The organism is Chitinophaga silvisoli, from assembly GCF_003412465.1.
In the GTDB taxonomy this organism is placed as follows: Bacteria; Bacteroidota; Bacteroidia; order Chitinophagales; family Chitinophagaceae; genus Chitinophaga; species Chitinophaga silvisoli.
Map to the genome: position 1 here is coordinate 86,985 of NZ_QTJV01000001.1, position 16,189 is coordinate 103,173.

Annotated in this window: 15 protein-coding genes; 5 read left to right on the plus strand and 10 right to left on the minus strand. The window is 46.0% G+C overall.

The window, feature by feature from the left end; translation table 11 throughout:
• Positions 1 to 84 precede the first annotated feature (84 nt).
• Positions 85 to 321 carry a hypothetical protein gene (locus DXN04_RS00325; protein ID WP_143708711.1) on the plus strand — a complete coding sequence of 79 codons (237 nt, stop codon included), beginning with the start codon at positions 85 to 87 and terminating at the stop codon, positions 319 to 321.
• On the opposite strand, the gene DXN04_RS00330 is transcribed toward DXN04_RS00325, so the two are convergent.
• The 5 genes from DXN04_RS00330 to DXN04_RS00350 all read right to left on the minus strand — a co-directional run bounded on the left by DXN04_RS00330 (position 318) and on the right by DXN04_RS00350 (position 5,196).
• Positions 318 to 1,319, minus strand: coding sequence for a tetratricopeptide repeat protein (locus tag DXN04_RS00330; RefSeq protein ID WP_147319803.1), 1,002 nt, complete (start codon positions 1,317 to 1,319; stop codon positions 318 to 320). The genes DXN04_RS00325 and DXN04_RS00330 overlap by 4 nt on opposite strands.
• A gap of 234 nt (positions 1,320 to 1,553) precedes the next feature.
• Complete coding sequence (locus DXN04_RS00335) at positions 1,554 to 2,030, minus strand: MarR family winged helix-turn-helix transcriptional regulator (protein WP_116851350.1); 477 nt, start codon at positions 2,028 to 2,030, stop codon at positions 1,554 to 1,556.
• Positions 2,031 to 2,151: 121 nt separating this feature from the next.
• Positions 2,152 to 3,327, minus strand: a complete 1,176-nt coding sequence (uxuA, locus tag DXN04_RS00340; protein WP_116851351.1) for a mannonate dehydratase — start codon at positions 3,325 to 3,327, stop codon at positions 2,152 to 2,154.
• 76 nt (positions 3,328 to 3,403) lie between these two features.
• Entirely contained in the window at positions 3,404 to 4,690 is a 1,287-nt protein-coding gene (locus DXN04_RS00345) for a glycerate kinase type-2 family protein (RefSeq protein WP_116851352.1), read from the minus strand.
• A gap of 68 nt (positions 4,691 to 4,758) precedes the next feature.
• Positions 4,759 to 5,196 carry a hypothetical protein gene (locus DXN04_RS00350; RefSeq protein WP_147319804.1) on the minus strand — a complete coding sequence of 146 codons (438 nt, stop codon included), beginning with the start codon at positions 5,194 to 5,196 and terminating at the stop codon, positions 4,759 to 4,761.
• A 192-nt stretch (positions 5,197 to 5,388) separates the two neighbouring features.
• Here DXN04_RS00350 and DXN04_RS00355 point away from each other — a divergent pair, with 192 nt between their 5' ends.
• From DXN04_RS00355 to DXN04_RS00365, 3 genes are all read left to right on the plus strand, one after another.
• Positions 5,389 to 8,442, plus strand: a complete 3,054-nt coding sequence (locus tag DXN04_RS00355) for an amidohydrolase family protein (RefSeq protein ID WP_233525491.1) — start codon at positions 5,389 to 5,391, stop codon at positions 8,440 to 8,442.
• Between the two features lie 11 nt (positions 8,443 to 8,453).
• A complete protein-coding gene (locus DXN04_RS00360) occupies positions 8,454 to 9,746 on the plus strand; it encodes an amidohydrolase family protein (protein ID WP_116851354.1) in 1,293 nt (430 codons plus the stop codon).
• Between the two features lie 119 nt (positions 9,747 to 9,865).
• Positions 9,866 to 10,357, plus strand: coding sequence for a pyridoxamine 5'-phosphate oxidase family protein (locus DXN04_RS00365; protein ID WP_233525492.1), 492 nt, complete (start codon positions 9,866 to 9,868; stop codon positions 10,355 to 10,357).
• Positions 10,358 to 10,451: 94 nt separating this feature from the next.
• On the opposite strand, the gene tyrS is transcribed toward DXN04_RS00365, so the two are convergent.
• A complete protein-coding gene (gene tyrS / locus DXN04_RS00370; RefSeq protein ID WP_116851356.1) occupies positions 10,452 to 11,735 on the minus strand; it encodes a tyrosine--tRNA ligase in 1,284 nt (427 codons plus the stop codon).
• Positions 11,736 to 11,877: 142 nt separating this feature from the next.
• On the opposite strand from tyrS, the gene DXN04_RS00375 reads away from it, so the two are divergent.
• Positions 11,878 to 12,588: a TapB family protein gene (locus DXN04_RS00375; protein ID WP_116851357.1), complete on the plus strand. Its 711-nt coding sequence runs from the start codon at positions 11,878 to 11,880 to the stop codon at positions 12,586 to 12,588.
• Positions 12,589 to 12,630: 42 nt separating this feature from the next.
• Here the strand turns inward: DXN04_RS00375 and rfbD are convergent, their stop codons facing one another.
• The 4 genes from rfbD to DXN04_RS00395 all read right to left on the minus strand — a co-directional run bounded on the left by rfbD (position 12,631) and on the right by DXN04_RS00395 (position 16,173).
• Entirely contained in the window at positions 12,631 to 13,494 is an 864-nt protein-coding gene (gene rfbD, locus DXN04_RS00380; protein ID WP_116851358.1) for a dTDP-4-dehydrorhamnose reductase, read from the minus strand.
• Position 13,495: 1 nt separating this feature from the next.
• Entirely contained in the window at positions 13,496 to 14,065 is a 570-nt protein-coding gene (gene rfbC, locus DXN04_RS00385; protein WP_116851359.1) for a dTDP-4-dehydrorhamnose 3,5-epimerase, read from the minus strand.
• Between the two features lie 6 nt (positions 14,066 to 14,071).
• Positions 14,072 to 15,127: a dTDP-glucose 4,6-dehydratase gene (gene rfbB, locus DXN04_RS00390; protein WP_116851360.1), complete on the minus strand. Its 1,056-nt coding sequence runs from the start codon at positions 15,125 to 15,127 to the stop codon at positions 14,072 to 14,074.
• Between the two features lie 101 nt (positions 15,128 to 15,228).
• Entirely contained in the window at positions 15,229 to 16,173 is a 945-nt protein-coding gene (locus tag DXN04_RS00395; protein WP_116851361.1) for a UDP-glucuronic acid decarboxylase family protein, read from the minus strand.
• Between the last annotated feature and the right edge of the window lie 16 nt (positions 16,174 to 16,189).

A 16,189-nucleotide genomic window follows, 5' to 3' on the forward strand; every position in this document is an offset into this window, starting at 1 on the left:
TTTAGCCCTCTTGTTTATTAATTATATATTGAATAAATTTATATACCCTATGAATTCCAAATAATTATTAAAAAACCTATGACCATGAATTGGATTGAAGAGTTAAATGTGATCTACCAAAAGCTAGGCGCTGTTGGTTTTGAAGAAGTAAAAAAAGAGATCTTAAAAGCCCAGATGAGCGGGCACAATGGAGAAACCTACTACCTTGTTCTCCAGCAGTTAATTATGATTAAGAAGGATAGAGTACAGATCTACGAACTGATCAAAGGTGAAGTAGAGAATATTATCCACTTCAGTAAGCACATGATTCATCTGAATTAGTTTTTTTCAGCCAGTTCTTCTTTTAAGCTTTGCGCTTTGAAATAAATGGGTGCACTATCCGGTATTTTCAGCAACCATTCCAGGCAAAGTTGTTTATTGCCCTCTTTCAGATAGCTAAGTGCTGTATAGAATGCGGCGTTATACTGGTAGGGTGAAGTCCCCGCAAATACGATCCCAAGATCCTTCCGGGCTAGTTCCAGTTGTCCCAGTTCAACCAGGCTGACACCTTTGTAATAACGCGCAGGAGCGTGGTGGGGATCTTTTGCCAGGATCTGATCCAGGAGTTGGATCGTATGGGTGAAGTGACCGTGGTTAAAGCTCATGGCTGCTTCGTGCAGGAGGAGGGCGGTATCGGCTTCCTGCCCTTCCTTGTGTATATGTTCCATCTCTGTACCGGAGAACTGTCTGTATACATCCTTGTGCCATGGGCTCAGGAAGAGCAGTCCTGCCAGACCGGCGGCTATAATAGCGGTGATGATAACGTATATACTGATTTTTGTATTTGGATTGCCCTTGGTGTGAAACCAGCGTTCACGCTGATCGGCGAGCATTTCTTCCAGTTCTTCGCGGGTATTGTCATTGTCTTGGATATTTCCTGACCATGCCAGTGCTTCCTCTACGTATTTCATATGTTCTGCATCCAGGCCTGGCGAGGGTGCTTCCGGGTGGAATGTAGCGCCTTTATTGGGTACTTTCTGCATCATTTCCTGCTTCCACTTCAGCTGGCAGGCATATAAAAAGAACGGCTCGAAATGATTTGTAAGCAATAGCTTGTGATGACGGGCGTAGTTGTAAATGGCCAGTAAGACCTCTTCAAACACGTTGGCTGCTTCCTTTATATTCCCTCCCCAGCCAATTACCATGTGCTTTACCTTTCGGGAGTAGCGTTTGTAAATGGCATCTACAATAGCAGGGGAGCTGTCCAGCAAACCATCTATATATTCATCATCATTATTTATAATCCGGCTGGATACCATAAAATCTTTCCTATGGGACAAAATTAAAAGTAATCAAGGTCAATAGACAAAATTATCTATTACAATGGTTATGCCGGATTTAAAAAATGTTGAATATAATGTATGAATGAGGTGTTATGCCAGGTCGGTTTAATGCATAAATTATTATTTGCGTGTCTTTTATAGAAAACTGATCTATTGTTTAGCGCTCATTTGTGTTGTTGCGTCTGGTGGTCAGATTGTTTCCCGGTTTTCCTTTATCTGGAAAAAATTCCATTATGCGAGTTCCGGGTGGAGTGTAAAGAGGAGTTTACCGAGCACCTGCCTGAAGGCAGCCGCATCTGAATCTCCGATAATGGCTGTGTATTCAGCCTGAATTTCTTCGAAGGTCTCAAATGCGGCTATCAGCAGTTTCTTGCCATTATCAGTCAGTGAAATGAGAATGGCCCTGTTGTCGACGGTATGTTTCGTTGTAGAAATATATCCTTCTGATTCCAGGTACTTGACCACTTTGCTCATCGCCTGTTTGGTGATTCTTGCTTTCTTGGCCAGCTCGTTATTTATAATGCCTTCTGGTTGAATATTGATAAATACTACCAGATCTCCCAGCTTAAAATTGTTATATCCTTTCTGTTGTAACTTTTCTACTATCCTGCAGTCCATGTCCTTTTTCAACAATCCCAATAGTCTGGTCAGACTTCGTTTCCGTTGTGCCAGATGCAGCGTTACCTGCTCATCCAGTGAACTGTTCATTTGTAGTTTGTTTTCAGGGGTGTTACTTATTGGTTCAGCCGGTTACTATCCAGCTACGTATGCGTTCGTTTCTAATCCCAACCTTATATAATTGCCAGCGTACGGCAGAAGGTGTTTGCTTTCATTTGTTGAAGACTGAACGGGCGATACCCATTTCCAGTCCACGTAATTCGGCAAGACCCCGTAGTCGCCCAATCGCACTATAACCGGGATTAGTTTGTTTGTGCAGGTCATCCAGCATCTGGTGACCATGATCCGGCCGCATTGGAATGCTTACATTTCGCTTATGCATGACAGCGAGAATATTCCTGACTACTGCATACATATCTACATCGCCTTCGAGGTGATTGGCTTCATGGAAATTGCCAATAGCATCTCTTTGTGTACTGCGGAGGTGAATAAAATGGATATGTTCTCCCAGTCTTTCCACCATACCTGGCAGGTCGTTGTCTGCACGAACACCGTAAGAGCCGGTGCAGAAACAAAGACCGTTAGCGGCATAGGGGGCAGCCTGCAGCAGTTCCCGTGCATCCTGTTCGGTACTCACGATACGTGGCAGACCCAGAATTGGGAATGGAGGATCATCCGGGTGGATGGCCAGTTTGATACCTACTTCTTCGGCAACTGGTGCAATCTGTTGTAAGAAATAGAACAGGTGCAGTTTCAGCTGAGTGGCATCAATGCCTTTATACTTATCCAGGGCTTCCTGGAATTGCTGTAAGGAAAAGCTTTCTTCAGAACCAGGTAAACCGGCTATGATATTGCGTTGCAGCAGTGTCTTTTCAGCATCCGTCATACTATCGAAGCGTTCCTTCGCCATAGAGATATCGGCAGGATCGTAATCATTCTCTGCTCCGGGACGTTGCAGCATGAAGAGATCGAAGGCCATGAAGGCAGCTTTCTCAAACCTTAATGCTTTAGAACCATCTTCCACGGTATAAGCAAGGTCAGTACGTGTCCAGTCAAGCACCGGCATAAAGTTGTAGGTCACTACATAAATGCCGCATTCTGCCAGATTACGCAACGACTGCTGGTAATGCTGGATGTATGTTTTGAAATCGCCGCTTTGAGTTTTTATATCTTCATGTACAGGCACGCTTTCTACTACGGACCAGGTCAGACCTGCCGCTTCGATGAGCGCTTTCCTTTCCAGGATCTCTTCTTTAGCCCATACTTCGCCATTTGGAACGTGGTGCAATGCCGTTACTATTCCGGTGGCCCCGGCTTGTTTGATATCAGCCAGGCTAACCGGGTCTTTCGGCCCGAACCAACGCCATGTCTGTTCCATTCTTAACATACGCATATACAGGTTTAAATGTCAAAAATAGGACTTCCCTTCATAATTAATAAAGAAGTAATGATGTTTTTATACACTATACAAGAAGAATGATTATAATATCCATCACATTCGTCTGTGTAGGCCCTGTAATCAGCAGTCCGCCGGCCTTTTTAAAAAATGGATAAGCATCCTGTTGTTCCAGGTGTTCCTGAGCATTCTTACCTATTTGCATAATCGCAGCATCAGCAATTGCCCCTGCGGCATCTGTGGGACCATCGGTACCGTCAGTGCCTGCACTTAAAAAAGTAATGCCTTCCTGCCCGTTCAGTGCAATACCTGCTGCCAGTGCTAATTGCTGGTTACGCCCACCCATGCCTTTGCCCTTTACGGTCACCGTGCTTTCTCCTCCGGCCAGCAGGCATGCAGGCCGTTTTCCGGTCCAGGCTTTTGCCTGCTCAACCAGTGAGTGCGCAATTGTTATTGCATCACCAGTGAGCGTAGATGTGAGAATGTGAGTATCATAACCCAGTTGCCTGGCTGTATTGGCAGCTGCTTCCAGGGCTATACGGTTTGTGCCTGCCAGGAAAGTGTTGGTATGAGCGAAACGGGGATGGCCTGGTTTGGGAGTTTCTGCTATGCCGCCTGCGCAACCTCTTTCCAGGTGTAAGTAGATAGAAAGGGGCAGCAGATCGGTGAGCCGGTATTTTTCCACCACGGCCATTGCATCTGCAAAGGTAGAAGGATCTGGTACCGTAGGGCCGGAGCCTATCACATGCAGGTCGTCACCTACCACATCACTAAGTACGATGGTGCAGAGTGCAGGTGTGTTCGTGAGTAATGCCAGTTGGCCGCCTTTGACACCAGAAAGGTGTTTGCGCACGGTGTTTATTTCGTGAATGTCTGCCCCACTTTTCAGGAGCAGGTCAAAAACAGTTTGCACTTCCTGCAGCGTGGCACCGGGAGGATGATCCGCCAGTAATGCAGATGTGCCGCCGGAAAGTAGGAATATTACGATATCATCCGCCTGTACACCCGTGATCATTTCTGTCATTTGCAGTGTAGCTGCTACGCCATTTTCATCCGGAATAGGATGGCCTGCTGTGGCAAGACGGATGTGTTGTAATGGCAATTCATGACCGTATTTGGTGATCACCAATCCCTGAAGCTGGCAGTCGGGGAGTGCTGTTTCTACAGCCTGTGCCATGGCAGCTGCGGCTTTGCCTGCGCCGAATACCCATATTGGTCTGCCGGCAGAACGTGGAAATAACTTGCCGCAAATAGTAATTGAATCCGCATCATGTTGTATACTTTTTTGTATTAACGTTGCCGGTTGTACGGCACTGACAGCGGAATTAAAAATAGAAATTGCATCAGTATTCATCGTGAAAAAAAATAAGGATGCTTTGAAGCATCCTTATCCATTTTTATGTTATTGGGTACTGTAAGTAATTAGTTGTTGTGTTTTTGCTGTTTCTTATCCATGCGGGCTTCCATCTGTTCTTTCTTCTTCATTTCCCAGTCATTCCATTTTTTATATTGCTCAGGTGTGAGTACTGTTTTGAAGCGTTGGCTGCGTTCTTCGTTGAGTGCCTTAGCCTGTTGCATTTTATCTTTCTTTGAGAGTGTTGTATTACTTTTGATCGCATCCATGCGGCGTGTGATGTCGGTGTTGATAGTATGAATATCGGCATCCTGCTGATGGGTAAGATTCAGACGGCGATCCAGTTTATCGCTCATCCTGTCTGCTTTTTCTTCCGCAGTCCAGCGAACACGTTTACCGGTGCTGTCAACGGCATGGTTATGTTTTACCTGCGCCATACTATTTGCATGAACGCTTAAGAACAGGCACATCAGCAAACTACTTATGCAGATCATGTATCTTTTCATAAAAAAAGGAATTGATTCTTCTTTGTTAAATATAGGTAATTACCGCAATATTAATACCAATCATATAAAATATAATGTGGACAAAAATTCATTTATTTATTTTAACAAATGAACAACATTATACATCACGAACAGTAAGTGCCGATAATAATCCGATACCAAATCTAAACCGCTAAAAACCAATTGAAAAAGATGATTAAAACCCGTATCTACCTTTCCTTCAAAAGGGAGGCCCGTACGATGACCGGGAAAAGGCTGGCAGGCGTATGCCTGTTATTAGGCAGCCTGTTTGCCGCTGGTCAGCTCCGGGCGCAGCAGACCTTCCCTGTGAATGGCGTTGCTGATCCGAGAGAAGGCTGTTATGCCTTTACCAAAGCGACCATCGTTAAGAGTGCCGGCAATGTATTGACCAATGCAACTTTAGTAATCAGAAATGGGCGTATTGTCAGTACAGGCTCCGGTGCAATTCCTGCGGATGCAGTAGTGATAGACTGCTCCGGCAAGTTCATCTACCCATCTTTTGTCGATGCCTACAGCGATTATGGAACACAGGCTGTAAAGAAAAGTAGTGTAAGCCGCCGTGATGATCCTCAGTTCATCTCCAACACAAAAGGGGCTTACGGCTGGAACCAGGCCATTAAAAGCGAAGTTAATGCTGCAGCCATCTTCAGTACAGATGCTGCTACTGCTGCCACCCTGCGTGAAGCAGGTTTCGGTACCGTGTTGACCCATCAGCAGGATGGTATCGCAAGAGGTACCGGCGTACTGGTCACCCTCGCAGATGGCAGAGAAAATAAAGCCATCATCAAAGAAAAAGCAAGCGCACATTATTCATTTGACAAAGGAAGTTCTACGCAGAATTATCCCAGCTCCCTGATGGGATCTATTGCATTACTGCGCCAGACTTACCTCGATGCGCAGTGGTATCGTTCCCGTCCTGAAAAAGAAGGTGTGAACCTGTCTTTGCAGGCATGGAATGACAACCAGTCACTACCCCAGATATTTGAGGTAGGTGATAAATGGGATGCACTCCGGGCAGATAAGATCGGAGATGAGTTCGGCGTGCAATACATTATCAGAGCAGGTGGTAATGAGTACCAGCGCATGCCTGAAATGATTGCCTCCAAAGCTGCTTTCATTCTTCCTGTGTCCTTCCCGCTGCCAATAGATGTGGAAGATCCGGAAGATGCACGCTTTGTCGCACTCAGTGATATGAAACACTGGGAAATGGCTCCATCAGAGCCTGCCGCTTTCGAAAAAGCAAATATCCCTTTCTGCATCACTGCAGATGGGTTGAAAGATGTGAAGCAGTTTATTGCCAGTGTACGTAAGGCTATTGAATACGGCCTGAGCGAACAGAAAGCGTTGGATGCTGTGACCCTTGCACCGGCTAAACTGCTGAAAGCAGAAGATCAGGTAGGTACGCTTGATGCAGGTAAACTGGCCAACTTCCTCATTACTTCAGGTAATATATTCAGTGAGAATACTGTCATTTATCAAAACTGGGTGCAGGGTAAGAAATACAGCATCAAAGATGATAACTGGAAAGATGTAAGGGGTACTTACACCCTGACAGTGACACCCGGCAACGCCACTTATACTGTATTGGTTAAAGGAACTCCTCTTAGCCCTGCTTTGTCTTTATTAGCTGCCGATACTGTAGCTGGTTCACTCAGCTTCACAGGAGACCTGGTAAAAGTCGCCTTCCCTGTAAAGAAGGGTAGCGCGCAGCTGCGCCTTACAGGTATTGCTGATGGTACCGGCTGGAGTGGTACCGGCGTGGATACCAGTGGCAATAATATTCACTGGCAGGCTGTATTAAGTAAGTCATTTACCGCTACTGATTCTACCAAAAGTAAACCACAGCCATTCATCGGCAATAACTATTTCCCATTCAATGGCTATGGCTGGGAAACCGTGCCAACACAACAGGATCTGCTGATTAAGAATGCCACTGTGTGGACCAATGAGCAGGATGGTAAACTCGAAAATACAGATGTACTTGTCCGCAATGGTAAGATCGCTCAGATTGGCAGGAACCTGGCTGCCGGCAGTGCAAAGGTGATCGATGGTACAGGAAAACACCTGACAGCGGGCATCATTGACGAGCACTCTCATATTGCTATTTCCAGAGGGGTAAATGAAGGTACACAGTCGGTGACTGCCGAAGTGCGTATTGCGGATGTAGTGAATCCTGATGATGTGAATATCTATCGTCAGTTGAGTGGTGGTGTGACTGCATCCCACCTGCTGCATGGTTCCGCTAATACCATTGGTGGTCAGTCACAACTTATCAAACTGCGTTGGGGTGCTGATGCCGAAGCGCTCAAGTTTGCAGGAGCTGATCCATTTATCAAGTTCGCACTGGGTGAGAACGTGAAGCAATCCAACTGGGGTGACAGGCAAAGAGAACGTTTCCCCCAGACGCGCATGGGGGTAGAACAGTTATTGACGGATGCCTTTACCCGCGCATTGGATTATGAGAAATTAGGTGCGGATAAGCGTAAGGATCTTGAACTGGAGACCCTGCTGGAAATCATTCACAGCAAGCGCTTTGTGACCTGTCACTCTTATGTGCAGAGCGAAATTAATATGCTGATGCATGTGGCAGATACTTTCCATTTCCATATCAATACATTTACACACATCCTGGAAGGCTACAAGGTAGCGGACAAGATGAAAGCACATGGTGCCGGTGCAGGTACCTTTGCTGATTGGTGGGCGTACAAGATGGAAGTACAGGATGCCATTCCTTACAATGCTACCATTATGCAACGTGTAGGTCTTACCGTAGCCATCAATTCGGATGATGCTGAAATGGCCCGCCGCCTGAACCAGGAAGCCGCCAAGAGCATCAAGTATGGGGATATGACCGAGGAGGAAGCGCTGAAACTGGTGACACTGAATCCTGCTAAGCTGCTGCACGTAGCGGATAAAACAGGTAGTATCAGGACTGGTAAGGATGCTGACCTGGTACTGTGGAGTGATGATCCATTGAGCATTTATGCAAAAGCAGATAAGACGATCGTGGATGGTATTGTATACTTCGACAGGGAAAAGGATAAGGAACTGCGGCAGCGCATTAGTGCTGAGCGTAATCGCCTGATCCGCAAAATGCTGGCTGAGAAGAAGAAAGGTACGCCTACACAGAAGGCGGCTCCTGCTGAAGAAGATAACTATCATTGTGAAGACCTGCAGGGAGGTCACCAGCATAGTTTGTTGGGTGATGAAAATGGTAACAATTAAAACACTGATGGATGAAACACCTGATTCTATTATATATTTCAATCACAGGCTCTCTGGCTGCCATGGCGCAGGAAACGATTTATCCGGCCGGGAAACAGCAGGAAGCCGTAGTACTGACCAATGCGACTATTCACGTAGGCAACGGGCAGGTTATTGAGAAAGGCGTACTGACATTTTCCAATGGCAAAATCACGGCTGTAGGTACCTCCGTACCCACAACCGGAGCAGGGAAGGTAATTGACCTGCAGGGCAAACATGTATATCCGGGTATCATTGCACCGGTGACCAACCTGGGTCTGACCGAAGTGGAAGCGGTAAGATCTACCAACGACTTCAGAGAAGTCGGAGAGATCGATCCTTCTGTACGTGCACTGGTGGCCTATAATACCGACTCAAAAGTGATCAATACCCTTCGTTCCAATGGTATTCTGCTGGCACAGGTAACACCGGAAGGAGGTGTTATCTCCGGTTCCTCTTCAGTGGTACAGCTGGATGCCTGGAACTGGGAAGATGCGGCTTACCGTAAGGATGGTGCCTTACATTTCTATATGCCCAGCCTTTTGCCTCCTCCGGCCCCGCCAAAGGACAGACCTGCTTCTCCCAACAATAAGATCAAAGATGCCACTGAGAAGATCGACCAGGTACGTACTTTCTTCAGAGAAGCAAAGGTTTACCTGGCACAGGGCAAGCATGCAGAAACCAACCTGAAATTCGAAGCGGTACGCCGTCTTTTCTCAAAAGATGAAAAGCTGTTCATACACTGTGACATTGTAAAGGAAATGCTGGTAGCGGTGGATTTTGCCAAAGAATTTGGATTTGATGTGGTAATCGTGGGTGGAGCAGATGCATGGCGCATAGCAGACATCCTGAAGCAGTATAATATCGCCGTAGTATTAAAACAGCCACATGCCCTGCCGGTTATGCAGGACGATGATGTAGATCAGCCTTATAAACTGGCGTATCAGCTGCAACAGGCAGGTGTGTTATTTTGCCTGAGCAATGAAGGTTTTTGGCAACAGCGTAACCTGCCTTTTGAAGCAGGTACGGCCAGCGCATATGGCTTAAGTAAGGAAGAAGCACTGAGTGCTGTGACCCTCAATGCCGCTAAGATTTTAGGTATTGATAAGGTGACCGGTACCCTGGAAACAGGCAAGGATGCAAACATTACGATCAGTGCAGGTGATATTATGGACATGCGTTCCAGCGTGATTACCCAGGCATTTATCCAGGGAAGGGAAATCAATCTGGATAATAAGCATAAGCAGCTGTATGAAAGATATAAGTTTAAGTATGGGTTGAAATAAGCTTTCCCCCTGCTTTTAAAGAAAAGTCGCTTTTGCATTCCGCAAAAGCGACTTTTTTTTGAGGCTGGTATGATTTTTATGATTATTTCCCTATAAACCATATATATATGGGAGCAATTATGAAAAGAGATGACGCCATCAAAAAGGTCACGGAAATGATCAATGATGTAGGCGTATGCATGCTCACGAATATTGATGAGCATGGCCAGGTCATATCGCGACCAATGGCCACTGCAGATGTGGATAAAGACGGGAATGTGTGGTTTTTCAGCAACGAGTATTCGGGGAAGGTCACCCAGATCTCCGAGAACAATGAGCTGAACCTCATTTACGCACATCCGGGCCACAACACGTACCTGAATATTTTTGGTATCGGCAGCATTGTGATCGACAGGGAGAAAATGAAACAACTCTGGACACCAGCTGTGAAAGCCTGGTTCCCGGACGGGATTGATGATCCTAAACTCTGCCTGTTGAAAGTAGATACCAAACAGGCCTGGTATTGGGATAACTCCTCCAGTAAGATGATCATCTTCTTCAACATGTTGACTGCAATTATCAGGGGAAAGCAATTCCAGGATGGAGAAACGGGAGAATTAGACCTGGACTAAGCAACAAACGTAAACGGCCTACATTAGCCAACACTTTACAGCATATACAAAACCAGTGGTCAGACTTTAAATCCGTCCGACCACCGGGTATTTTTTATTTAGCAATAACCAGGTAGTAGTTCTTTTTCCCTTTCTGGAACAGGATATACTTACCAGCCAGCAGCAGAGAACTGTCTACTACTGCAGTTAGGTCTTCCACTTTCTTTTTATTGATGCTTACGCCTCCGCCCTGGAGCATTTTGCGGGCTTCTCCTTTACTCGGGAAGATGCCTTTTTCTGCTGCGAAGGTGATTACGTCTTTATTTTCCTGCAATTCGGCAAGGGTAGTTTCTACCTGTGGTACGCCGTTCATGACATCCAGCAGTTGCTCTTCGGTGAGAGATTGCAGTATTTCGGCGGTATCGTTGCGGAACAGCAGCTCAGAAGCCTGTAATGCAAACTCGTAGTCCTTCTCGCTGTGGATAAAGGTGGTTACTTCTTTTGCCAGTCTCTTCTGCAACAGGCGCTGTTCAGGTTTTTCCCTATGCCGGGCAATCAGGTCTTCTACTTCTGCCTTATCCAGCAGGGTGAAGATCTTGATATAGTTCTCTGCATCCTCGTCACTTGCTTTCAGCCAGAACTGGTAGAACTGGTATGGAGAGGTGAGGCGGGCATCCAGCCATACGTTGCCGCCTTCGGATTTACCGAATTTGGTGCCATCGGCTTTTTTCATCAGCGGACAGGTAAAGGCAAAAGCTTCACCATTGGCTTTACGTCTTACCAGTTCAGTACCGGTTACGATATTGCCCCACTGGTCAGAACCGCCCATTTGCAGTTTACAGTTCTTGGCAGTATACAGGTGGTAGAAGTCATATCCCTGAATCAGCTGGTAAGAAAACTCAGTGAAGGACATACCACTATCGCCTTCGATTCTTCTTTTTACAGAATCTTTGGCCATCATATAATTCACAGTGATGTGTTTACCTACATCACGGATGAAATCAAGGAAACTGATGTTCTGAAACCAGTCGAAGTTATTGACCATTTCAGCAGCATTGGGTTTGGAAGGATCAAAGTCCAGGAATTTCTCCAGCTGGGCCTTAATACCTGCCTGGTTATGCCTGAGGGTATCCAGGTCGAGCATTTTCCTTTCGGCAGCCTTAAAAGAAGGATCACCCACCATACCAGTGGCACCGCCTACCAGTGCCAATGGCTTGTGGCCAGCCCTCTGCAGGTGTACCAGCAGCAGGATGGGAACCAGGCTACCTACGTGCAGCGAATCTGCGGTAGGATCGAAGCCCACATAGGCTGTGGTCATCTCTTTCTGTAATTGTTCCTCTGTGCCGGGCATAATATCCTGCAACATTCCCCGCCATCTTAATTCTTCTATCAGGTTCATGATTTATTGGGATAATTTTTGCAAACGTAAGAAATTAACCAGAAATTAGGCAGTCGCAAACGGGATTGCTTTTGCCCTAAAACCCGGAACTAAGGGAATTTCGTACATTCATGTGATAAAATAATAGCATATATCTCGCAGTATGAAGAAAAAAATGTTTTTGGCTGCGTCGCTGGTACTGGCGGCACAGTTATTATACGGTCAGCAACAGGATTGTAAGAGTTATTACTTTCTGCAGAACAATGCGGAAGTGGAAATGAGTATTTATGATGGCAATGGGAAACTGGTGGCTAAGAATATCGAAAAGGTATTGAATGTCAATAGAACAGCGAATGTGATCAGCTCTAATTTCTCTACTACCCTGAAGGATGAGAATGGTAAGGACCTCTCCACAGGGAAAGGCAAATTCAAGTGTACCGGCGCTGAAATACTGCTGGATATGCAAATGGCGATGCCCAATATTCCACAGCTGCAGAATATGAAGATGGAAGGGGGGAGTGATGAGATCTTCATTGCTTATCCTTCCACTATGAAAGAGGGACAGGCCCTGCCGGGCGGAGAAAAGGAAATGAGGGGCAATATGAACGGGATGGAAATCAGCATGACCCTGAAAGTGAGTGATCGTAAGGTAGTGGGCAAGGAGAAGGTTACGACTCCTGCAGGTACCTGGGAGTGCTTTAAGATCGCTTATAAGCTGGGCTTGTCCGTACAGATGATGGGTACTAACTTCCCGATGGACCTTGATGTAAATGCAACGGAGTGGTTTGCACCGGGGTTTGGGATTGTGAAGACGGATACGGAGCGGGGAGGTTCGATGTTGGGAAGTATGAAGATTACTGCATTTAAGAAATAGACTTATAAAAAAGCCCTTCGCATACAACGAAGGGCTTTTTCTTTATAGATGTTTCAGGCAGACTGCCAGGCTCTCTTTCCAGTAAGGAACTTCGATGCCGAATGTCTCCTTGATCTTTTGTTTGTTGAAAACGCTGTAAGCCGGGCGTTTGGCCGGGGTAGGATATTTATCGGAAGTAACCGGCTGAATATTGCAACTCAGGCCACTCATATCCCTGATAGCGATGGCGAAGTCATACCAGCTGAGCACCCCTTCGTTGCTGTAATGGTATACACCACCCAGGGTACCCGGTGCATCGATGGCTTTGCTCAGTACTGACAGCAGTACCTGGGCGAGATCTACTGCATAAGTAGGTGTACCTGCCTGGTCAAAAACCACATTCAGGCTGTCCTTCTCCTGCATCAGCTCACGCATCCGCTTTACGAAGTTAATACCATACTGGCTGTATAACCATGCTGTACGGATTACGATGGTATCGGTATTGATGCCCAGCGCTGTTGCTTCACCGCGCAGTTTGGAACTACCGTAAATGCTTTGTGCATCTGTATCATCTTCCTCTGTATAAGGGGTATTCTTTTTACCGTCAAATACATAGTCAGTAGAAATCTGGATAAACCTTGCATTATGTGCCTGGCATGCATTAGCCAGGTGCATAACCGCTTCGAAGTTGAGTTTGAAAGCCAGTTCTTCTTCCGATTCAGCTTTGTCAACCGCTGTATAGGCAGCACAGTTGATGCAGGCATGGATTTCCTGCTCAGAGAAAAATGTGTTGACTGCTTCTTCGTTTGTTATATCCAGCTCAGTGTAATCTGTATATAAGAAACTGAAGGCTGGATAATCTCCTGCAATTTGCTTCAAAGCCTGTCCTAGTTGCCCGTTGGCACCGGTGATCAGCACTGTCTTCATATTATTCAGTAGGTTTATTATATACAAAATTGTGTGTGCAATTGGCCAGTGTAGGCAGAATCTGGTCCTTGTCGGATACGATGGCCTCACTCAGGTCTATCTGCCAGTCAATCTTCAGGGCAGGGTCATTGTAGATGATACCTCCTTCGCTTGCTTTGTGATAGAAATTGTCTACTTTATACATTACCTCAGCTGTACGACTCAGCACTACATAGCCATGGGCAAAACCTTTAGGCACCAGTAGTTGCAGCTTATTTTCAGAAGAGAGTTCGATAGAATAAGACTGACCGTAGGTAGGAGATCCGGTGCGGATGTCAACCACCACATCCAGGATCTTACCTTCCAGTGCCCTGATCAATTTGGTCTGAGCATATGGTTCCAGCTGATAATGCAATCCACGCAATACTCCATAGGTAGAACGAGCCTGGTTGTCCTGAATGAAGTTCAGATCAAGCCCCGCATCCTTAAATACGCGTTCTGAATAGCTTTCGAAAAAATATCCGCGATTATCATGATGCACCTTTGGCTCATACACTAGCAAATCGGGAATTGGTGTAGTTGTAAATGGCATGTTGTATTATCTTTTCTGGTATTGGTCGCTGTAATAATCCTGGTAAGCACCACTGGTTACATGATCCAGCCATTCTTCGTTGGAGAGGTACCAGTCTACGGTCTTTTCCAGTCCTTCTTCAAACTGGAGGGAAGGATACCAGCCCAGTTCTTTGTTTAACTTGGTAGCGTCGATAGCGTAGCGCAGGTCATGGCCGGCACGGTCTTTCACGAAAGTGATCAGGCTTGCGGAGGTACCGGGAGCACGGCCCAGTTTTTTGTCCATGATGATGCAGAGCAGGTTGATGAGGTCAATGTTTTTCCACTCATTAAAACCACCAATGTTGTATGTTTCCCCGATTCTGCCTTTATGGTAAATGGTATCGATCGCGCGGGCATGGTCTTCTACAAAGAGCCAGTCGCGTACGTTCTCTCCTTTACCGTATACAGGTACGGGCTTATTGTTCTTGATATTGTGAATAGCCAGCGGAATCAGCTTCTCAGGGAAATGGTTGGAACCATAATTGTTTGAGCAGTTGGAGATCACAACAGGCAGGTGGTAGGTGTGGTACCATGCCATTACGAAGTGGTCAGAGCTGGCTTTGGAGGCAGAGTACGGAGAGCGGGGATCGTAAGGTGTTTCTTCTGTGAAGAAGCCTTCCTGGCCCAGGCTACCGTAAACTTCGTCAGTAGAGATATGATAGAAGCGTTTGCCTTCGAGATTATCTTTCCAGTATTTTCTGGCGGTATTCAGCAGGGTAGCTGTACCCATTACGTTGGTCTTAATGAAAGCCAGCGGGTCCATGATAGACCTGTCTACATGGCTTTCGGCTGCCAGGTGTATAACTCCATCAAAAGCAAATTCCTGGAATAGCTCATCAATAAAAGCTTCGTCGGTAATATCACCCTTTACAAAAGTGTAGTTGGGTTTATCCTTTATATCATTCAGGTTTTCCAGGTTCCCGGCATAAGTGAGGGCATCAAGATTGACAATCTTATACTGCGGATAATTATTAACAAATAATCTCACAACATGAGATCCAATAAATCCAGCGCCGCCGGTGATTAAGATGGTATGGTCCATATAGAAAAATATTACGGGTTACAAATTAAGAATAACGATTGTAAAACTACCTCATTAGAATACAACCGTATGTTCGTTGTCTGTAACCCGGGTAGAGTTATTTATTTGTTAAGAGCTTCTTTAAAGTATTCGTAGGTGATACGCAGACCTTCTTTTCTATCCACTTTAGGTGACCAGCCCAGTATCTCCTGTGCTTTTGTGATGTCCGGCTTGCGTTGTTTCGGATCATCCTTTGGCAGGGGTTGATATACCATCTTTTGGTTGGTACCAGTAAGTGCAATGATCTCTTCCGCGAATTCTTTCAGTGTAATCTCTGCCGGATTTCCGATGTTTACCGGTAAGTGGTAATCGCTCAGCAGCAGGCGATAAATACCTTCTACCAGGTCGTCTACATAGCAGAAAGAACGGGTCTGAGAGCCATCTCCGAATACAGTCAGGTCCTGTCCGGTCAATGCCTGGCTCATGAATGCAGGCAGAGCACGGCCATCATTGAGTCGCATTCTCGGACCATAAGTATTGAAAATTCGGATAATGCGTGTTTCTACACCGTGAAAGTTATGATAAGCCATGGTGATTGATTCCATGAAGCGTTTAGCCTCATCGTATACCCCACGTGGGCCTATCGGGTTCACATTACCCCAGTATTCTTCTGTCTGCGGGTGCACCAGCGGGTCACCATATACTTCGGAAGTAGAGGCTACCAGGATCCTGGCTTTCTTCTCCTTGGCGAGACCCAGCAGGTTGTGGGTACCGAGGGAGCTTACTTTCAGGGTCTGGATCGGCATTTGCAGATAGTCAATCGGGCTTGCAGGAGAGGCAAAATGCAGGATGTAATCCAGGTTGCCTGATACGTGCACGAATTTGCTGACATCATGATGGTAGTATTCAAACTCCGGTAATGGGAACAGGTGTTCGATGTTCTTGATATTGCCGGTGATAAGGTTATCCATTCCAACTACCAGATAACCTTCTTTTATGAAACGGTCACACAGGTGCGAGCCCAGGAAACCTGCGGCACCAGTGATCAATATTCTTTTCTTATTCATAAAGTATTTTGGTTGA